At 71.5% G+C, this 18,692-nt stretch carries 21 protein-coding genes; 14 read left to right on the forward strand and 7 right to left on the reverse strand.

All coding sequences use genetic code 11. The features are described 5' to 3' along the window. Positions 1-110 precede the first annotated feature (110 nt). From ACFVU2_RS05530 to ACFVU2_RS05555, 6 genes are all read left to right on the forward strand, one after another. On the forward strand, positions 111-1,211 hold the full coding sequence (locus ACFVU2_RS05530) for a WxL protein peptidoglycan domain-containing protein (protein ID WP_387871944.1): 1,101 nt from the start codon (positions 111-113) through the stop codon (positions 1,209-1,211). After that, positions 1,208-1,939, forward strand: a complete 732-nt coding sequence (locus tag ACFVU2_RS05535; protein ID WP_387871946.1) for a hypothetical protein — start codon at positions 1,208-1,210, stop codon at positions 1,937-1,939. Before ACFVU2_RS05530 ends, ACFVU2_RS05535 begins: the two co-directional genes overlap by 4 nt. After that, the gene (locus ACFVU2_RS05540; RefSeq protein ID WP_387871948.1) at positions 1,936-2,955 is read left to right on the forward strand and encodes a sortase; all 1,020 of its coding nucleotides are present in this window, start codon (positions 1,936-1,938) and stop codon (positions 2,953-2,955) included. Before ACFVU2_RS05535 ends, ACFVU2_RS05540 begins: the two co-directional genes overlap by 4 nt. Positions 2,956-2,969: 14 nt before the next feature. Further along, on the forward strand, positions 2,970-3,851 hold the full coding sequence (locus ACFVU2_RS05545) for a phosphate ABC transporter ATP-binding protein (RefSeq protein WP_387871950.1): 882 nt from the start codon (positions 2,970-2,972) through the stop codon (positions 3,849-3,851). A gap of 154 nt (positions 3,852-4,005) precedes the next feature. Next, positions 4,006-4,257, forward strand: a complete 252-nt coding sequence (locus ACFVU2_RS05550) for a hypothetical protein (RefSeq protein WP_387871952.1) — start codon at positions 4,006-4,008, stop codon at positions 4,255-4,257. Positions 4,258-4,313: 56 nt separating this feature from the next. Next, entirely contained in the window at positions 4,314-4,841 is a 528-nt protein-coding gene (locus tag ACFVU2_RS05555; protein WP_387871954.1) for a DUF6328 family protein, read from the forward strand. Here the strand turns inward: ACFVU2_RS05555 and ACFVU2_RS05560 are convergent. The 3 genes from ACFVU2_RS05560 to ACFVU2_RS05570 form a co-directional block, all read right to left on the reverse strand. Continuing rightward, entirely contained in the window at positions 4,795-5,352 is a 558-nt protein-coding gene (locus ACFVU2_RS05560) for a gamma carbonic anhydrase family protein (RefSeq protein ID WP_387871956.1), read from the reverse strand. The genes ACFVU2_RS05555 and ACFVU2_RS05560 overlap by 47 nt on opposite strands. Next, positions 5,349-6,041 (reverse strand): class I SAM-dependent methyltransferase, encoded by a 693-nt coding sequence (locus tag ACFVU2_RS05565; protein ID WP_387871958.1) that lies wholly within the window; start codon positions 6,039-6,041, stop codon positions 5,349-5,351. The genes ACFVU2_RS05560 and ACFVU2_RS05565 overlap by 4 nt, the downstream gene beginning before the upstream one ends. Before the next feature lie 235 nt (positions 6,042-6,276). After that, the gene (locus ACFVU2_RS05570; RefSeq protein WP_387871960.1) at positions 6,277-7,305 is read right to left on the reverse strand and encodes a LacI family DNA-binding transcriptional regulator; all 1,029 of its coding nucleotides are present in this window, start codon (positions 7,303-7,305) and stop codon (positions 6,277-6,279) included. A gap of 219 nt (positions 7,306-7,524) precedes the next feature. Here ACFVU2_RS05570 and ACFVU2_RS05575 point away from each other — a divergent pair, with 219 nt between their 5' ends. The 4 genes from ACFVU2_RS05575 (at position 7,525) to ACFVU2_RS05590 (ending at position 12,684) form a co-directional block, all read left to right on the forward strand. Further along, entirely contained in the window at positions 7,525-8,814 is a 1,290-nt protein-coding gene (locus ACFVU2_RS05575) for an ABC transporter substrate-binding protein (protein WP_387871962.1), read from the forward strand. An 80-nt stretch (positions 8,815-8,894) separates the two neighbouring features. Further along, positions 8,895-9,815 (forward strand): carbohydrate ABC transporter permease, encoded by a 921-nt coding sequence (locus ACFVU2_RS05580; RefSeq protein WP_387871964.1) that lies wholly within the window; start codon positions 8,895-8,897, stop codon positions 9,813-9,815. After that, positions 9,812-10,729, forward strand: coding sequence for a carbohydrate ABC transporter permease (locus ACFVU2_RS05585; RefSeq protein WP_387871966.1), 918 nt, complete (start codon positions 9,812-9,814; stop codon positions 10,727-10,729). Before ACFVU2_RS05580 ends, ACFVU2_RS05585 begins: the two co-directional genes overlap by 4 nt. A 2-nt stretch (positions 10,730-10,731) precedes the next feature. After that, on the forward strand, positions 10,732-12,684 hold the full coding sequence (locus tag ACFVU2_RS05590) for a glycoside hydrolase family 127 protein (RefSeq protein WP_387871968.1): 1,953 nt from the start codon (positions 10,732-10,734) through the stop codon (positions 12,682-12,684). Here ACFVU2_RS05590 and ACFVU2_RS05595 read toward each other — a convergent pair. Then, complete coding sequence (locus tag ACFVU2_RS05595) at positions 12,681-13,493, reverse strand: helix-turn-helix domain-containing protein (RefSeq protein ID WP_387871970.1); 813 nt, start codon at positions 13,491-13,493, stop codon at positions 12,681-12,683. The two genes, ACFVU2_RS05590 and ACFVU2_RS05595, sit on opposite strands and share 4 nt — an antisense overlap. 70 nt (positions 13,494-13,563) lie before the next feature. Between ACFVU2_RS05595 and ACFVU2_RS05600 the strand changes: the two genes are divergently transcribed. Then, complete coding sequence (locus tag ACFVU2_RS05600; RefSeq protein ID WP_387871971.1) at positions 13,564-14,379, forward strand: phytanoyl-CoA dioxygenase family protein; 816 nt, start codon at positions 13,564-13,566, stop codon at positions 14,377-14,379. Between the two features lie 33 nt (positions 14,380-14,412). Here the strand turns inward: ACFVU2_RS05600 and ACFVU2_RS05605 are convergent, their stop codons facing one another. Further along, positions 14,413-15,453 carry a cupin domain-containing protein gene (locus tag ACFVU2_RS05605; RefSeq protein ID WP_387871973.1) on the reverse strand — a complete coding sequence of 347 codons (1,041 nt, stop codon included), beginning with the start codon at positions 15,451-15,453 and terminating at the stop codon, positions 14,413-14,415. A 202-nt stretch (positions 15,454-15,655) separates the two neighbouring features. On the opposite strand from ACFVU2_RS05605, the gene ACFVU2_RS05610 reads away from it, so the two are divergent. After that, complete coding sequence (locus tag ACFVU2_RS05610; RefSeq protein WP_387871975.1) at positions 15,656-16,009, forward strand: UBP-type zinc finger domain-containing protein; 354 nt, start codon at positions 15,656-15,658, stop codon at positions 16,007-16,009. 10 nt (positions 16,010-16,019) lie between these two features. Here ACFVU2_RS05610 and ACFVU2_RS05615 read toward each other — a convergent pair whose 3' ends face one another. After that, complete coding sequence (locus ACFVU2_RS05615; RefSeq protein ID WP_387871977.1) at positions 16,020-17,057, reverse strand: LacI family DNA-binding transcriptional regulator; 1,038 nt, start codon at positions 17,055-17,057, stop codon at positions 16,020-16,022. Between the two features lie 33 nt (positions 17,058-17,090). Next, a complete protein-coding gene (locus tag ACFVU2_RS05620) occupies positions 17,091-17,381 on the reverse strand; it encodes a DUF4287 domain-containing protein (RefSeq protein ID WP_387871979.1) in 291 nt (96 codons plus the stop codon). Positions 17,382-17,509: 128 nt separating this feature from the next. Here ACFVU2_RS05620 and ACFVU2_RS05625 point away from each other — a divergent pair, with 128 nt between their 5' ends. Further along, positions 17,510-17,704: a hypothetical protein gene (locus ACFVU2_RS05625; protein WP_387871981.1), complete on the forward strand. Its 195-nt coding sequence runs from the start codon at positions 17,510-17,512 to the stop codon at positions 17,702-17,704. Positions 17,705-17,708: 4 nt separating this feature from the next. Further along, positions 17,709-18,668, forward strand: a complete 960-nt coding sequence (locus tag ACFVU2_RS05630; protein ID WP_387871983.1) for a hypothetical protein — start codon at positions 17,709-17,711, stop codon at positions 18,666-18,668. Positions 18,669-18,692: the final 24 nt, after the last annotated feature.

An 18,692-nucleotide genomic window follows, 5' to 3' on the forward strand; every position in this document is an offset into this window, starting at 1 on the left:
CGTCGCGAGGCGGCCCCTCCTGCCCGTTTCCCGCACACCTCGACCGTCCTGTTTTCACCCAGTTAATGCCGGGGACACACCCCGGCCACCCGGATTCGGATCAATGTAGCGTGCCCTCCACACAGACCCTGCCGCCGCGGCCCGTTCGTGCCGCGGCCGCTCTGCTCGCCGCTCTGGCCGCCGCCCTCCTGGGCGTGGGACCGGCCTTCGCCGACGATGTCGACGCCATCTCCGCCGGCCCCGGCGACGACCGCACCCGGCTCAGCTACCAGCTCCAGCCCGGCCAGCACGTGGAGGACGAGTACGTCGTCCGCAACACGGGCACCACCCCGCAGAACGTCACCCTGTTCGCCACCGACGCCTTCAACACCGACGAGGGCGAGTACGCCCTCCTCGACACGGCGAAGAAGCCGACCGCGGTGGGCACCTGGGTGCTCTTCGACGGCTCGCAGCCGACCGAGGCCTTCGCACTCGATCCCGGCCAGCAGCGCACCGTGCCGTTCACCCTGACCGTGCCGGCCGACGCCGGTCCCGGCGACCACGCGGGCGGGATCGTCGTCTCCAGCCAGAAGGGCGACGGGCAGATCCTGGTCGACCGCCGGGTCGCCACCCGCCTCTACGTGCGCGTCCCCGGCGACCTGCAGCCGGCCCTGACGATCGCGAACGTGTCCGCGGACTACCAGGCCGAATGGAATCCCTTCGCCGGCTCGACCGCCGTCACCTTCACCGTCCGCAACAGCGGCAACGTCGCCCTGGGCGCGACCATGCTCGTCGGTGCGAAGGCGCTGTTCGGCATCCCCGCGGGAACGGCCGTGCGGCAGGAACTGCCGGAGCTGCTCCCGGGCAGCACCCGCACGCTCACCGTCGTCGTCCCCGGCACCGCCCAGGTCGGGTATCTCAATCCCTACGTCCAGCTCCAGCCCACCGTCGAGAAGGACGCGCTGAACCCGGGCCCGCTGGAGCTCGTCTCGCGCGACACCGTGATCGCGGCCGTGCCGTGGTGGATCCTCGTGCTCGCGGCCCTCGTCGCCGGCTTCTTCCTGTTCCGTCGCTGGCGCCGCCGGAGCGACGGCAAGCGCGCCGAGGCGTGGATCGCCTACACCGAGGAGGAGGCCCGCCGGAAGGCGCGCGAGGAGCAGACGGCCGAGCCGGTCGGAGCTGCTGCCGTGTCCGGCTCGCCGGCCGCGGGGCCTGACGAGGACCACCGATGAGGCGCACCGCCCGCACCCTCGCCCGCACTCTCGCCCTCTCCGTCGTCCTCGGGCTCGGGATGCTCCTCGCGGGCGCCGGGGCCGCCTCGGCGGACGACGGCGGGATCGGGATCTCGATCGACATCCCGTCCACCGACGACACCTCGACCGGCGGAACCGGTTCGTCCGGCACCGGCGGCTCGGGCTATCCCGGCACGACCGTGCCGACCGACGCCCCGCCGAGCGATGTCGCCGGCCCCGGCGCCACCCCGGCTCCGGCCGTCGCCGTCGACAACGGACCCTTCAACGTCAGCGGTCTGAACGCCAAGTTCGTCCCGTCGCTCAACCCCGGCGCGGGCTCCATCGTGGTCTCCTTCTCGGTCCACAACGGCTCGGCGTCGACCTGGTCGTCGACGGTGCGCGTCTGGCTGACCGGACCGTTCGGCAACGCACTCGACGACTCCGGCGCGATCGCGGTCACGGACCTGAAGCCCGGCCACACGGTCACCTACAGCCGCACCCTGACCGGCGTCGGGCAGTGGGCGGTCGTCACGGCGCACGCGAAGTTCACCCCGCCCGCCACCATCGACGGCATCGCGACGAAGCCCGCGCTGCGCGAGGCGACGGTGTTCGCCTTCCCGTGGCTGGGGAGCGTCGGCGCCGTGCTCGCCGCGACCGCGCTCGCGATCGTGCTCGCCCTGCGCGCCGCAGCTGCCGTCCCCGCCGCCGTGCTGGCGGTGCGGGCATGAGCCGGATCTCCCATCCGCTCGGGAGCCCGGGAGGCGCCCCCGGGCCGCAGTTCGCCCCGCCGGCGCCCGACGGCGGCCGCCCGGACCTGCCGCCGCGCTCCGGCCGGCCCCCGCGCCCCCCGAAGCCGCCGCGTCGGCCGCCCGCGCCCCCGCGCGAGCCCGTCGTCCAGACCCCCCGTCAGCGCCTCGTGCGCGGGATGGTCACCCTCGGCGCCGTGCTCCTCATCGCGTTCGCCGCGAACATGCTCGTCGTCAGCCACCTCCATCACCTGATCGGCCAGCAGATCGCGGGCAACGCGTTCCGCGAGCAGCTGGCGGCGGCCACCGCGCCGGTCAGCGAGGGCACCACGGACGACGTCCTGGTGAGCGACGGGGCGCCCGTCGCCAAGATCTCCATCCCCTCCATCGACGTGGCGGAGTACGTGCTCGAAGGCTCATCGTCGGGCGTCACCGCGGACGGCCCCGGCCATCGGCGCGACACGGTGCTCCCCGGTCAGCCGGGGACGAGCGTGATCCTCGGCCGTGCCGCCGCCTACGGCGGACCGTTCTCGCGCATCCAGGAACTCGCTCCCGGCGCGACGATCAACGTCGTCACCGGCCAGGGCAAGAGCGTCTACCGGGTGATCGGCGTGCGCTACGCGGGCGATCCCGACCTGCCGGCGCTGCGCGGCACCCAGGGGCGGATGACGCTGGAGACCGCCCGCGGCCTCCCGTACGTCCCGGCCGGAGTGGTGCGGGTGGACGCCGAGCTCGTCACGCCGGTCAAGGACCGGGGCCTCCGGCAGACCACGGCCAACACCCTGCCGCTGGCCGACCGCGAGCTCGCCAGCGACCCGAGCACCGCGTGGCTGCTGGTGTTCGCGCTGCAGGCGCTGGTCGTCGCCCTGCTCGTGGGCACGCGCGCGCTCGAGCGCTTCGGCGCCCAGCGCACCTGGATCGTCTTCACCCCCATCGTGGTCGCGGCGGGCGTCATCGTCGCCGACCAGGTGTCCCGTCTCCTGCCCAATCTGCTCTGAGAGAGAACTCCCCGATGTCCGACCTCTTCGCCCCCCTCGACCGCACGGCGGTCCTCCCCGGCCCCGCCGCCCCCCTCGACCAGACCGCGCAGCTGCCGCTGCTCGCCCCGCTTCCCGGCGATCTCGCCGCCCTCGAGGCCCGGGGCATCACCGCGTGGTTCGGTGACCACCAGGTGCTCGACCGGGTCTCCCTGACGATGGAGGCGGGCGAGATCACCGCCCTCATCGGGCCGTCCGGCTGCGGCAAGTCCACCTTCCTGCGCATCCTCAACCGCATGCACGAGCTCATCCCGAGCGCCTCGCTCGCCGGCGAGGTCCTGCTCGACGGCGACGACATCTACGACCCGCGCAAGCGCCTGGTCGATGCACGCAAGTCCATCGGCATGGTGTTCCAGAAGCCCAACCCGTTCCCCGCGATGTCGATCTACGACAACGTCGTCGCCGGTCTCAAGCTCACCGGCACCCGCGTCAGCCGCGATGAGAAGGACGAGCTGGTGGAGTCGTGCCTGACGAAGGCGGGCCTCTGGAAGGAGGTCAAGGACCGGCTGCGCTCGCCGGGCGGCGGCCTCTCCGGCGGCCAGCAGCAGCGTCTGTGCATCGCACGCTCCCTGGCCGTCAAGCCGCGTGTCCTGCTCATGGACGAGCCGTGCTCCGCCCTCGACCCGACGTCGACGCGTGTCATCGAGGAGACCATGCTCGAGCTGGTGTCCGAGGTCACGATCGTGATCGTCACGCACAACATGCAGCAGGCCCAGCGGGTCTCCAGCAACTGCGCGTTCTTCCTGGCGGCGGGGGGCAAGCCGGGCGCGATCGTCGAGCACGGCGACACCGACGCGATGTTCTCGCAGCCGCTCGACCCCCGCACCTTCGACTACGTCAACGGCCGCTTCGGATGAACGGGCTCTCAGCGAGCGGATACAGTTCTGGATCGAATAAGGGTACAAATCGCCTGTTCCGTGCGATCCTGTAGACATGAAGGATTCTCAGAGTGGAGAGGCCGCTCGACCGGCCTCGGCGCACGGTCCCGGTCGCGCACCCTCCGGAATCCCCTTGACCGTCCGCCTCGGTGAGCGGGAGTACGCGGCGCTCGTCCGCATCGCGCGCCATCGCGACACGACGGCCGCCGCTCTCGTCGAGCAGCTGGTGCTGCACGCGCTGAGCAAGACGGACGTGCCGCCGCCGGCGGAGTCGCATCCCGCACGCAAGCACACCACCTACGAGGAGGCCACGGCGGGCTTCCGGCAGGACGGCCCGCTGCACGCCGAGCCCGAACCGGAACGCGAACGCGAATCGACCGGGTGACCCGCTGAGCGCCCCGCTCCCTTGACCGGGGGCCGCAACGCACCGATGCTCGACTCATGGACGAACCCCGCGTCGCCGACGACCGCGACATCGATCCCGGCGACGGCCGGCCCGAGACCGCGAGCCAGCGCGCGGACCGCAACTGGAACGAGCTCCTCCAGGAGTTCCGCGTCTTCCAGACCGGCACGCAGATCGTCGCCGCCTTCCTGCTGACGCTGCCGTTCCAGCAGCGCTTCGGCGAGCTGCCGCCGTTCGACGTTGGCGTGTACCTCGTGCTCGTGCTGCTCGCCGTCGCGATCACCCTGCTGGCCCTCGCGCCGGTCGCCCTGCACCGCATGCTCTTCCACCACCGGCTGAAGGAGCGTCTGGTCGCCTACGGCAGCCGCCTCCTGATCGTCTGCCTGGCGGCCGCCTCGCTGCTCTTCACCGGCATCGTGATGTTCATCGTCGACTTCCTGCTCTCGCCCGGCGCGGGCGCGATCGCCGCGGCGGCGGTGTTCCTGGTGGTCGTCGTGCTCTGGATCGTGGTGCCGCTCGTCATCCGGCGGCGGGCGATCCGTACGCTTCGCTCTGGCGCCGCATGATCTCCCGCATCGAGGTCCCGCGCGGCACGCCGTACATCAGGCCGGGGAAGTCGAGCGTGCTCTGCACCGCCCACAGCTCGTCGTGGCGGTCGGGCGAGAAGAGCTGAGCCGGGTCGCCGGCGGCGATCCATCCGATCGGCACCACCGAGTCCGGCGGCAGCACGGAGCCGGCGTGCAGCACCGAGTGGATGCGCAGCTCCGACCGCGCTCCGACGACCGCTCCGGCGAACACGCACGCTCCGGTGGCGATGAAGACCTCGTCCGCGATCCGCGCGCCCGTGACGTTCGTGTGCGGGCCGATCAGCACGGCGTCGCCGACGACGAGTGGACGGGCTGGCCGGCCGCGCAGCACCGCGTGCTCCATGACCAGCGAGTCCTCGCCGATCACGACCGCACCGCGGCTCCCGTCCACGACCGCGCCCGCTAGCACGCGCGCGCCCGCCGCGATCGTCACGTCGCCGGTGATCACCGCGGAGTCGGCGATGCGCGCCGACGGGTGGATGCCGTTCACGCGTCCGCCTCGCCGGCACCCGCCTCGCCGGACCCTGCCTCGCCGTGACCCGATGCGAGCTCCGCGATGAGCAGGTCGTCGTCGCCGTCGGTCCAGCGCGTCGTGCGCCGCACCCGCAGGCCGGCCGGCGCGAACGTCGCGTCCAGCGCCTCGACGCTGCGGAAGGGCTCGTGGTGCAGCATCGCGGCCGGAGGGGCGGCGCGGTGCCGGGTCGGGTCGAACGCGACGAACGTCGCCGTCACCACGCGGCCTCCCGGGCGCAGCACACGCGCCCACTCGCGGATCGCGGCGGCCGCGTCCGTGAACAGCTGGAGGCCGGTGACGCACGTGACCAGGTCGACGGTCGCGTCGGCCAGCGGGAGGGAGGCGGCGTCCGCCTCGAACAGCTCGGCGTCGGGGAGGTGGCCGCGGGCGACCTCCAGCATCCGTGGCGCGAGATCGACCCCGATCATGCGGCCGCGCGCACCGCGGTCGCGGAGCGCGCGCAGCACGAGGCCGGTCCCGGTCGCCACGTCGAGGATGTCCCCGGTCGCAGCGGCGGTGCCGCCGGCCACGATGAAGTCGGCCACCGCATCCGCCAGCCCGCGGTGCATCGCGCTCTCGTCGTACGTCGGCGCCCGGTCGTCGAACCGGCGCCGCACCTCCGCCCGCGCCTCGTCGGCGGTGGGTTCCTGCCCGGTCTCACTCATGCGGTCAGGCTACTCGTGCGTGCCCCGGCCTTCTCCGTTCGAACGGAGAATCCTCACGGGTCGACCGGAAACTCCGTCCGAACGGCGCCGCACGCCGCGTGTCGGTCGAGATTTCCGTTCGGACGGACTTCTTCGGCGACCCGCCGACCCTTCCTCCGGACGAACGGAGGTTCGTGCGTCTGACCAGAAGGTGTCCGGAACTGCTCGCCGCCGGCCGCCGCGTCACGCTCGCTGCCTAGAGGTGCGGGATGGTCGACCCGCGGATCACGAGTCGCACCGGCAGGCGCTCCGTGCCCGCCTCGAGGCCGCGGCCATCGATGGCATCGAAGAGCCGGCGCGCAGCGAGTCGCCCGAGCTCCTCCAGGTTGTTGTCGACACTGGTGAGCTCGGGCCGGGAGTTGGTGGCCAGCACCTGCCAGTTGTCGTAGCCGATGACCGCCACGTCGTCCGGCACGCTGCGTCCGTGGTCGCGGAGGGCGTCGATCACGCCACGGGCGATCTGGTCCGAACCGCAGACCACCCCGTCGATGTCGGGATGGCGGCGGAAGAGCAGCGTCGCGGCGTCGCGGCCCCAGCTCTCGGTCCAGCTCGCGAACATCGGCTCGGCGGGCGATTGCAGGCCCGCCTCGGCCATCGCCTCGCGGAAGCCGACCGCGCGGTCCTGCGCGGCCGCGTACGAGGGGTCGCCGCTGATGTGCACGATGCGCGAGCGCCCGCAGGTGACCAGGTGCTCCACGGCCATCCTGCCGCCGACGCGGTTGTCGGGGGTGAGGGAGTGGTCGGACGGGTCGTCGGAGGGCGAGTACGCGTAGACGACCGGGACGGGCACGTCGTGGCCGAGCGACGGGCGCGGGTCGGTCTGTCGGCCGACGACGATGATGCCGTCGACCCGCCTGTTGAGCAGTGCCTTGAGGTGGTACTGCTCGCGGATCGCATCGCCGCGGGCGTCGCACAGGAACACGTTGACCTGGCCGGCCCCGAAGGCGTCTTCCGCGCCCATCAGGATGGGGATGACGAAGCGGCCCTCGAGGTCGCTCGTCAGCAGCCCGACGGTTCCGGTGCGACCGGCGGTGAGGCTCTGCGCCAGGGCGTTGGGGGTGAAGCCCACCTCCTCGGCGGCGGCGAGGACGCGGGCCCGGGTGCGCTGGGCGACCTCGTCGCGGCCGTTGATGGCCTTGGAGGCGGTCGCGATCGAGACGCCCGCGAGGCGGGCCACGTCGCCGAGCGTCGCCGCGCGGCCCGTGCCGGTGCTGCCGTCGGCCATCGCGCCCCCCTTGTCTTGACGATGTGTCGATCAGTTTTCCGAGGTTTTCGGTTGTTTCGAAACCATACACCCAAGAACTGCTTGACAGGGAAGCGGACTTCGCGGTTGACTGTGCAGCACATTCCGAAACCCGTTTCGGATGTTTCACCAGCCGATGACGTTACCCGCACCACACTCAACGATGAGCACCGACTCAATGAAGAGCACCGAGGAGATGCAATGACAGTACTCACTCGTCGCACGCGACGCCTGGCGGCGGTAGCCGTCGCCGGCGCGCTGGCGATCACACTGGCCGCCTGTTCCGGCGGGGGCGGTTCGACCGCTCCGCAGTCCATCAGCAAAGACGGCACCGACGACGGCTCCACGATCACCCTCTGGACCCGTGCGCCCCTGGAGAAGCAGGCCAAGCTCCTGGTCGAGGCCTACAACGACAGCCACAAGAACAAGGTCGAGCTGACCGTCGTCCCCAACGACGACTACGTGGCCAAGGTCGGCGCGGCAGCAGGCTCGGGCGGACTGCCCGACCTCTTCGCCGCCGACATCGTCTACGTGCCCAACTGGGTCAAACAGGGCCTCTTCCAGGACATCAGCTCCCAGATCGACGGCCTGAGCTACAAGGACTCCATCAACAAGGGGCACCTCAAGGCGGGGACCGCCGACGGCAAGGAGCACGTCCTCCCGTTCGTGCTCGACCTGTCGATGATGTTCTGGAACAAGGACCTCTTCAAGGAGGCCGGCCTCGACTCCGAGAAGGCCCCGGCCGACCTCGCGGAGTACGCGGCGGACGCCAAGAAGATCCAGGCCCTGAACAAGCCGGACACCTACGGCACCGCGACCGGCCTCGCCTGCGGCGGCTGCCTGGTCTTCACCTGGTTCCCGAGCGTCTGGGCCGACGGGCAGCAGGTCATGAACGAGAAGGGCACCGAGTCCCTCCTGAACAGCTCGACCGCGAAGGACGTCTACAGCACCTGGCAGGACATGTGGAAGGCGGGCGCCGTGCTCCCGGCCTCGAAGGACGAGACCGGTCCCACGTGGACCGCGGCCTTCACCGAGGGCAAGGTCGGCGTCATGATGTACCCGGCCACCCTGCTCTCCTCGACGAAGTTCGACGTCGGCGTCGCGGGCATCCCCGGCCCCAAGGGCGGCGGCTCCACCTTCGTCGGCGGTGACGGCATCGGCATCTCGAAGGACTCGAAGAAGTCCGCGCAGGCCTGGAACTTCCTCAACTGGATGATGTCCGAGGACGCCCAGGTCGGCGTGCTCGCGAAGGACAACGACGTCGTCTCCCGCTCCGACCTCGCCAAGAACGAGTACTCGGAGAAGGACCCGCGTCTGGTCACCATCAACGAGGTGGCCGGCAAGGGCGAGACCCCGTTCTCGCTCAACTTCCAGGAGGCGTTCAACGCGCCGAACAGCCCGTGGCTGACCCTGATCCGCAACGCGGTGCTCGGCGACGGCAACTCGGTCGACGCCGACAACAAGGAGATCACCTCGGTCCTCTCGCAGTAGCGGACCGACCTCGCGGGGCGGGCGCCGTGCTGCGCGCCCGCCCCGTTCCCTCTTCCTCCCTCCCCGACGAAAGGCTCCCCATGACCGCCGGTGCAACGGTGGCCCAGCGGCCCCCGCGTCCCGCCCGCTCCCGCAAGCGCGGCTCCGGTCGCTGGCTGGGCTGGCTGTACGCCTCCCCGACGGCGCTGTTCGTCGTCCTGCTCTTCCTCCTGCCGCTCCTGCTGGTGCTGCAGATGTCCGGATCGGACTGGCCGCTGCTCGGCGGCAACCAGGGCGTGAACTTCCCCGACAACTACGTGAAGGCCTTCAGCAACCGGTTCTTCATGGAGTCGGTCGGCTTCACCCTGCTCTACACGGTCATCACCACGGTGATCCTGCTCGGCCTGGCCCTCGGGCTGGCGATGCTGGTGCAGGAGTCGTCGCGCTGGAAGGGCTTCCTGCGCACCGCGATCCTGATCCCGAGCGCACTGGGTCTGGCCTCGGCGTCGCTCCTCTTCTACGTGCTGTACTCGCCGATCGCCGGTCCGTTCGCCGATCTGATGAAGGCGTGGGGCTTCACGTTCCTCGGCACGCCGGAGGGCGCCCTCTGGTCCACCGTCTTCCTCATCGTCTGGCGGTACGCCGGCTTCTACATGCTGCTGATGCTGGTCGGGTTGCAGGGCATCCCAGAGGAGGTCTACGAAGCCGCCCGCATCGACGGCGCGAGCCGCTGGCAGACCTTCCGCGGCGTCACCCTGCCGCTCCTGCGGCCGACGCTCGCGCTCACCACGGTGCTCTGCGTGACCGGCTCGCTGCTCGCCTTCGAGCAGTTCTACATCCTCACCAAGGGCGGCCCCGACAACAGCACCATCACCGTCGTGCAGCTGATCTACAGCGTCGCCTTCCAGGGGCCGAACAACCTCGGCGTCGCCGGGGCGCTATCCGTGATCGTGCTGGTCGCCCTGATCATCGTCAACATCGCGCAGATCCGCGCGTTCGGCCAGAAGGAGGACGCCCTGTGAGCGCAGACACCCTCGCGCGGGAGACGGATGCCGGCCGCGGCACCGCGTCGCGCACCGATGGCCCCGGCTCCGTGCGGCGCCGCAAGCCCACCCGCCTGCTCGGCATCGCCACCCGCACCCCTTACTGGGTGCTGACCGGCGGACTGACCCTCATCTTCCTCTACCCGCTGATCTGGACGGCCGTGTCGTCGCTCGCCCCGCGGGCGGGCACGAGCCAGACCGACGGCTGGGGGCTCGGCAACTACGCGTCGCTCGCCAACTACCAGGCCGGCATCTGGGTCTACATCGGCAACTCGCTGTTCGTGTCGCTGCTGACCGTGCTGCTCACGCTCGTCGTGTCCCTGCTCGGAGGCTACGCGTTCGCGCGGTTCCGGTTCCCGGGCCGTAACGTGCTCTTCATGGCGACCCTGGCCATCCTGATGGTGCCGTACGCCACGCTGCTCATCCCGCTCTACGTGCTGCTCAACCTGGTCGGCCTGTCGAACTCGCTCGTCGGCGTCGCCCTGGTGCTGACCATGTTCCAGCTGCCGTTCGCGACCTTCATGATGCGCATCTCGTTCGAGTCCATCCCGAAAGAGATGGACGAGGCCGCCATGGTCGACGGCTGCTCGACGTTCGGGGCGCTGTGGCGGGTGCTGCTGCCGGCCGTGAAGCCGGGGCTGATCACCGTCGGGCTGTTCGCCTTCCTGGCGGCGTGGAACGACTTCATCGCACCGCTGATCCTCATCAACGACTCCAACCGGATGACCCTGCCGCTGGCGGTCTCGAACCTCCGCGGTCAGGTGCAGGGCGTCGTCGACTACGGCGCGACGGAGGCCGGCGTGATCGTGCTCGCGCTGCCGTGCGTCCTGCTCTTCCTGCTCCTGCAACGACACTACGTGCGCGGCTTCCTGTCCGGCGCCTTCAAGGGATAGACATGACCTTCACCGACACCGACCGCAGCGCCGCCGCACCTCGCGTGCGCATCCCCGTCGCGCCCGCGGTCCCTTCCGGGGGACGACTGCGCCCGCTCGGCCTCGACGAGGTGCGCATCACGGGCGGCCACTGGGCCGATCGGCAGCGCGTGAACGCGACGGCCACCTTGGCGCACATCGAGCACTGGCTCGAGCGCGAGGGCTGGCTGCCCAACTTCGACCTCGCCGCTGCGGGAGGGCTTCCCGAGGGGCGCCGGGGACGCGAGTTCTCCGACTCCGAGGTCTACAAGTACCTGGAGGCCGTCGCCTGGCAGCTCGGCCACGGCGACGACCCCGAGCTGGAGGCACGCTTCCGGCGCACCGTCGCCCGGGTCGCCGCGGCTCAGGAGGCCGACGGGTATCTCGACACGAACTTCGGACGCCCGGGGCAAGGGGCCCGCTGGTCCGATCTCGAATGGGGTCACGAGCTCTACTGCGCCGGCCATCTGTTCCAGGCCGCGGTCGCCCGCGAGCGCACCCGGCCCGGCGCGGACGACGGGCTGCTGGGCGTCGCCACCCGCGTCGCCGACCTCGTCTGCGACGTGTTCGGCCCCGACGGCATCCCCTCGGTCTGCGGCCACGCGGAGGTCGAGACGGCTCTCGTCGAGCTCGGCCGGGTGACGGGCGAGCGCCGCTACATCGAGCAGGCGCGCCTGTTCGTGGAGCGCCGTGGGACCGGTGTGCTGCGCGACATCGAGTGGGGCCGCTCCTACTACCAGGACGACATCCCGGTGCGGGAGGCGGAGGTCCTGCGCGGCCACGCCGTGCGCGCCAACTATCTCGCCTCCGGCGCCGCCGATGTCGCCGACGAGACCGGTGACGCCGGTCTCGCGGACGCCCTGCGCCGCCAGTGGGCGAACACGGCATCCCGCCGCACCTACATCACGGGAGGCCAGGGGTCCCATCACCAGGACGAAGCGTTCGGCGACGACTTCGAGCTGCCCTCCGACCGCGCGTACTCCGAGACGTGCGCGGGCATCGCCTCCGTTCAGTTCAGCTGGCGGATGCTGCTCGCCGACGGCGACGCGGCGTATGCGGACCTTCTCGAGCGCACCCTCTACAACGTGGTCGCGACCTCTCCGTCGGCCGACGGCACGGCGTTCTACTATGCGAACACCCTCCATCGGCGCACCCCGGGCGAGGCCGCCGATCCCGACGTCGTCTCGCCGCGTGCGGAGGCCTCGCTGCGCGCCCCGTGGTTCGAGGTGTCGTGCTGCCCGCCCAATGTGGCGCGCACGCTCGCCAGCCTCGACGCGTACCTCGCGACCGCCGCTTCCGGCGACGGCACGGACGCGCTGCAGCTGCACCAGTACGCGCCCGCGCGCATCCGGACCGTTCTCGGGAACGGGCAGGAGGTCGCGCTGACCGTCGCCACCGCGTACCCCGCCGAGGGGAGGATCGCCGTCACCATCGAGGACGACGCGGTCGAGCCGTGGACGCTCCAGCTGCGCGTGCCCGCGTGGGCGTCCGGTGCGACGGTCACCGTCTACGGCGAGACGCAGGAGGTCGCTCCCGGGTACGCCGACGTGCGTCGTGCCTTCCGGGCCGGTGACGTCGTGCTCCTCGACCTGCCGGTGGACCCGCACTTCGTGCGCGCCGACCCTCGCATCGACGCCGTGCGCGGAAGCCTCGCCGTCGAGCGCGGCCCCGTCGTCTACGCGCTGGAGTCGGTCGACCTCCCGGCCGGTTGGGACGGAGTGGACGACGCGGTGCTGGATTCGGGGGTCCCCCCGCGCGACGCCGGCGGCCGTGTGCTGGTCCGTCTCGCGCACCGCGTCTCCGGCGACGGCCCGTGGCCCTACGTGACGGCTCCCGCGGGATCGTCCACCGAGCCCGCCGACGTCGCCCTGGTGCCCTACAACGAGTGGGCCGAGCGCGGTCCCTCGACCATGCGCGTCTGGATCCCGGAGAGTTAGGGCCGGCTCGCGTCCCTCCACCCCGTCGGCGCCGCCCCGAACTGCTTGCGGAACCGGCGCGAGAAGTACAGCGGGTCGCCCCATCCGGTCTGGCGGGCGACCTCGGCGACCGTCAGATCGGTGACGCGCAGGAGGAGGGACGCCCGCTGCAGCCGCGCACGTTCCACGTAGCGCTGCGGGGTCTCGCCCGTGGCATCCCGGAAGAGGTGGGAGACGCGGGAGGGCGACAGGTGGATGACCGCCGCGAGGGCGTCGAGGTCGAGCGCCTCGTCGAGGTGCTCGGCGATGTGGTCCAGCAGCGCGAGGACCCGCTCGTCGGCGCGGGCCGGGGAGGTGTTGGCCGCGTCCAGCACCAGGAGCGCCGATTCGAGTGCGTTGACGGCGGCGAGGTCGGCGGTGCGCGGCCCGGTCGCGGCGGCCCGACGCAGGTGCTCGAGCACCCGGGCGCTGCCGTCGGCGGAGGAGGCGAGCACCCGGACGTCGCCGGCGCGCTGCGGCCACTCCAGCAGCCCCAGCCAGTCCGGGCGGGGGTGGAAGTGCGCGAAGGCGAGATGCCAGCCGGACCCCGTCGCCGCGTAGTCGTGCGGCTGCCGCGGGCGCAGCAGGACGGTGTCGCCCGGGGCCGTCGCGACGGCGCCCTGCGAGCCGACGATCCGCCCGCCGCCGCCCACGGTGTGGATGAGCAGCCAGTCGTCGGTCCCGGCGCGGCGATAGGTGGCGTAGTCGGCATCCGTCCGGAACTCGCCGGCGAGCACTCGTGCGAAGGTCGGATGCGGTGACTCCACCCGGTCGGCGATCGGCTCTGACATAGCGTGATTATCCATGTGTGCGGCGCGAGAATCCATTCCCCGATCCGAGCTCGATCGACACCATGGTGCCATGACCACAACAGACACGGGGCTCGATACCGGCCTCACCCATCGCTACGACGCCGACGGAGTCGTCCATGTCCGCGGAGTGCTGACGCCCGCCGAGGTCGCCGAGATCCGTGAGGCGTTCATGCAGCAGGTCGACGCCGACCGCTCCCTCGGCCACGACGACAACCTCGGCGCGGACGACATCCTCGCCCGCTACCCGCGCTTCGTGCATCCGCATCGGCATCCCGATCTCGCCGTCGGGCGGCTCGCACGGCAGTGGATGCTCGACGAGCGGATCACGGGCATCGTCCAGTCCCTCGTCGGTCCGGTCCACGCCGCGCAGTCGATGTTCTACTTCAAGCCGCCCACCGCCCGCGGTCAGGCGATGCACCAGGACAACCTGTTCCTCCAGGCGCACCCCGAGACCTGCATCGCCGCATGGATCGCGGTCGACGACTGCGACGGCGAGAACGGTGGCCTGAAGATGGTCCCGGGATCGCACCGGTACGAGCTTGTCTGCCCCGAGGAGGCCGACCCGGAGGAGTCGTTCACGAACGCCGAGGTCAAGCTGCCGGAGGGGATGGCCGCCGAGCAGACCGTGCTCGAAGCCGGCGACATGCTGTTCTTCCACGGGAGCATGGTGCACGGCTCGGGCCCGAACCGCTCCGCCGACCGGTTCCGCCGGTCGCTGATCTTCCACTACGTCCCGCAGGCGAGCGTGGAGATCGCCCGCTTCTACGACCCGCTGCTCCGCCTCGACGGCACCGAGGTCTCCCTCGACGAGTCGGCCGACGGCGGTGCCTGCGGCGAAGGATGGACACAGGCCGGCCCCCACTGACCGGCGCGACCTGCGGCGCGGCGCGACCCGCGGCTACCCCTCCACCGGGTCCCGCGGGTTCGCGCGCGCGACGATCAGCGGGTCGACCGGTGTGAACGGGAACGCCGGCAGCTCCCGCTCCGGCACCTTGAACGCCGCCGAGAGCACCTCGCGCGAGAAGGCGGACGCAGTCGCGCGGTAGCCGACGTCGCCGGGGGTGGGCTGGTCGAAGAAGATGAGGAAGCGGATGCCCTCGTCGCCGAGCGCCTCGATGTGGTGCGGGTAGGCGCGGGGGACGAAGTACGCCTCGCCGGGGTGCAGCTCGTAGGTGTCGAGCGAGCCGTCGGGGTCGAGCACGGTCATGCGGGCGTGGCCGCTCTGGACGTAGCCGAGCTCGCCGGTGACGGGGTGCCAGTGCGGCTCGCGCATCCCGTCGCCGCCGATCTGCAGCTCGTACATCGAGAGGTCGTCGAGGGCGGCCCAGAACTGCTTGCGGGCGAGCCGCGCCTGACCCCACTGGTACGACAGGGGCGCATGCTGCCCCTCCATGTCGAAGAGGCGGGCGTTGGGCAGACCGGCGGTGTCCGGGATGCGCGCCGGGCCGTCGCGGTGCACGATCTGAGACGAGTGCTGCCGGTCGAAGGCGGCGAATGCGGACGCGGGGAGGTCGTAGGTGTTGCCGAGCACGGCGTTCGACATCGCGCTCACGCTGTCCTGCAGGGAGAAGTGCTGCGGGCGGTCGGTGCGCAGGGCGGCGATGACCTCGGCCTCCCCGTCGCCGACGTTCTCGATGTGGTAGACCGCCCCGGACTCGACGTGGTACATCTGCCCGGTCTGCACCACGAAGGTCGAGAACGAGTCCCCGTCGCCCAGGGTGGAGACGAGGATGGAGCCCTTCACGACGTAGGCGATCTGGTTGGCGTTGACGTTCCATTGCGGTTCCCGCACGGCGCCGGGCGCGAGGACGATGCGCTTGACCGACAGCCCGGTCAGGATGGGCAGCGACGACGAGGTCACCTGCGTGATGCTCCCGAACTCGTTCTCGAAGACGCCTTCGCCGCCGATCAGCTGCGCGACGTGCCTGGACTCCGACATTGCGACCCCTTGTCTCCCGGGCGCGGCCCGGGTCTTCCGATGCGATGCGTACGGTCAGGAGCGTAGGACGGACCGGAGGCCCCGCGGCAGTCCCGTCCGCCGGACGCCGTTCTGACACGACCGGCTTCCGAGTAGCTTGGGCTTCGCAGGCACGGGCAGCGCAGTGCGGGCCGGCCGACCACGCACCCTCGAGGAGGATCCCATGACCGACACCCGACGCGACGGCATCGACCCCGCCGTCCCGCCCTCCGGCCCCGGTTGCGTGGAGTGCACGCGCGACGGATCGTGGTGGTTCCATCTGCGGCGTTGTGCGGAGTGCGGGCACATCGGCTGCTGCGACCAGTCGCTCGGCCGACACGCCACCGCGCACGCCCAGGAGACCGGGCACCGGTTCATCCGCAGCTTCGAACCCGGCGAGGACTGGTTCTGGGACTACACGACCCAGCGCTTCACCGCCGGCCCCGAGCTCGCCGCGCCGCAGAGCCATCCGCTCGACCAGCCGACTCCGGGTCCCGCCGGTCGCGTCCCCTCCGACTGGCAGCGGCAGCTCGCCTGACCGGCGGTGTTCAGCCGGCGGGGGCGGTGGAGTCCCTGGTCACCAGGCGGCACGCCACCCGGTGCGTCCCCTGCCCCGGCCGGCCGTCGATCGCCTCGACCAGCAGGTGCGCGGCGACGCGGCCGACCTCCTGCAGCTCCATGTCGATCGTCGTCAGCGGGGGACGCGACTGGGTGGCCAGCGGCTCCCAGTTGTCGTGGCCGATGACCGCGATGTCGTCCGGCACCGCCCGGCCCGTCTCGTGCAGCACATCGAGCACGCCGCGTGCGATCTGGTCGGAGCCGCACAAGATGGCGTCGACCTCCGGGAAGCGCGTCAGCACAGTGCGCGCCGCTCCGCGCCCCCAGACCTCGCTCCAGGCGCCGTAGAGCGCCTCGCCGCCGAGCAGCTCGAGCCCGGCGTCGCCGAGCGCCGCGACCGCGCCCGCAACCCGCTCGCGCGCGACTTCGTAGGTGACGTCGCCCGAGATGTAGGCGATGCGCGAGCGCCCGCACGAGATCAGATGCTCGGCGGCCATCCGGCCGGCCCCGAGGTTGTCGCTCACCACCGAGACGTCGCCCGGGTCGGTCGAGGGCGCGTAGGCGTAGACGACCGGCACCGGGAGGTCGTGGCCGATGGAGTCGCGCGGGTTGGCGGAGTCGCCGAGCACGATGATGCCGTCCACCCGGCGCGAGAGCAGGGCGCGCAGGTGGTGCTGCTCGCGGATCGCGTCGCCGCGGGCGTCGCACAGGAACACCGACATGCTGCCGGCGCCGAACGCGTCCTCCGCGCCCATCAGGATCGGGATGGAGAACCGGCCGTCGAGGTCGCTCGTGATCAGGCCGACCGTGCCGGTCCGCCCGGCGAAGAGCCCCTGGGCGAGGGCGTTGGGCGAGAAGTGGAGCTGCTCGGCCGCCTGCTGCACGCGTCGGCGCGTCTCGTCGCGCACGTGCTCGCGCCCGTTGAGCGCCTTGGAGGCGGTGGCGATGGAGACGCCTGCGAGCGCGGCGATGTCCTTGAGGGTCGCCGGCCGGTGCGGGGTGGCGACGGCAGCCTCCTCGTCCGTCATCCGGCCATCATATTCGCGATCCGCGGGCGACCCTCAGCTCGGCTTCGTGGCGACCCCGTCGAGCCACAGCGTCTCGGACTCGTCGGCGTGCGTGCCGTCGGTGCCGACGTGCTTCCTGCTGATCTGCGGGCCCTTGGTGATCACGTGGACGAGCGCCATCCCGTGGCCGCGGCCGAGGTCGTAGTCGTCCTTCAGCCAGGCGAGGATCTCGCCCGCTTTCGTGCCCGGGGCGTCGAGGCCCTTCTCGTGGGCGAGCTCGATGAACTGCCGGGGTGTGAGCCCCGTCTTTGCCTCGATGTTGTCGAGGTACGCCTGGAACGACATCGTCATCTCCCCTGGTCGGTGATCGCGCGTCCGAGCCTGCCCCATCCCCTCGGGCTCCTGCAACCAGGACACGGAAATTGCCGATGCGGCCTTGCGCGATGCCCCCGAGTGGGGCGACAGTGGCAGACATGCCCCCCATTCCACCTGCCGGACGCGTGCCCGCGAGCATGCCGGTCGTGGTGCCGTGCCCGCGGTGCGGCGGTCGCATCGTCGTCATCGGGCGCACGGTGGGCGGGATCCTGAAGCTGACGGCCGGAGGATCGTGCACCGAGTGCGACGGCGCGGTCTACTCCGCTCTCGACCTCGAGAACGCCCGGCGCTAGCGGCATGACGCGCGCCGACGCCGTCGACTGGTTGCTGGACGCCGATCCGGCCATCCGCTGGCAGGCGCTGCGCGATCTGACCGACGCGGCCGACGACGAGGTGGCCGCCGAGCGCTCCCGCGTCGCCCGCGAGGGGTGGGGCGCCGAGCTCCTCGCCGCTCAGGACGCCGACGGCCGGTGGGACGGCGGCACCTACCGCCCCGGTTGGGCCGACGAGAGCCGCCCGTTCTTCGACGCCTGGACCGCCACCCACTTCGTGCTCCAGCAGCTCGCGGACTACGGGGTCGACCCCGAGGCGCCGCAGGTCCGGGAGGCGATCGGCCGCGTGCGCGAGAACGTGCGCTGGGAGCACGCCGGCGAGCCGTACTTCGACGGCGAGGTGGAGCCGTGCATCAACGGCATGGCGCTCGCCTCGGCCGCCTACTTCGGCGAGGACGGGTCGCGCATCGCGCGCATCCTCGCCGACGGCCGGCTCGACGATGGAGCCTGGAACTGCTGGGCGGAGTACGGGGCGCGCGTCTCCTCGTTCCACTCGACGATCTGCGCGGTCGAGGGCCTGGCCGCCTGGCAGCGCACGGGCCGCGCCGACCCCGCCACCGCCGACGCACTCGCGTCGGGCGAGGAGTACCTCCTCGAACGGAGCCTCTACCGTCGCCGATCGACGGGAGCGGTCGCCGACCCCCGCATGACAATGCTGTCGTACCCGGTGCGCTGGTACCACGACGTGCTGCGCGGCCTCGAGCACTTCCGGCTCTCCGGCCGTCGCGACCCCCGGCTCGCCGACGCGATCGAACTGCTGCGCGGCAAAGCGGACGACCGGGGGCTCTGGATGCTCGAGAACCACCACGAGGGCCCGACCTGGAACGACGCGGGCGAGGGCGAAGGGCACCCGAGCCGCTGGGTCACCCTTCGGGCGCTCCGCGTCCTCCGGTGGTGGGACGAGGAGGCAGCAGCCTCGTTGTAACGCGTAACGTTACGCGTTACACTT

The sequence above is a fragment of the Leifsonia sp. NPDC058194 genome (assembly GCF_042883605.1).
Taxonomy (GTDB): Bacteria; Actinomycetota; Actinomycetes; order Actinomycetales; family Microbacteriaceae; genus Leifsonia.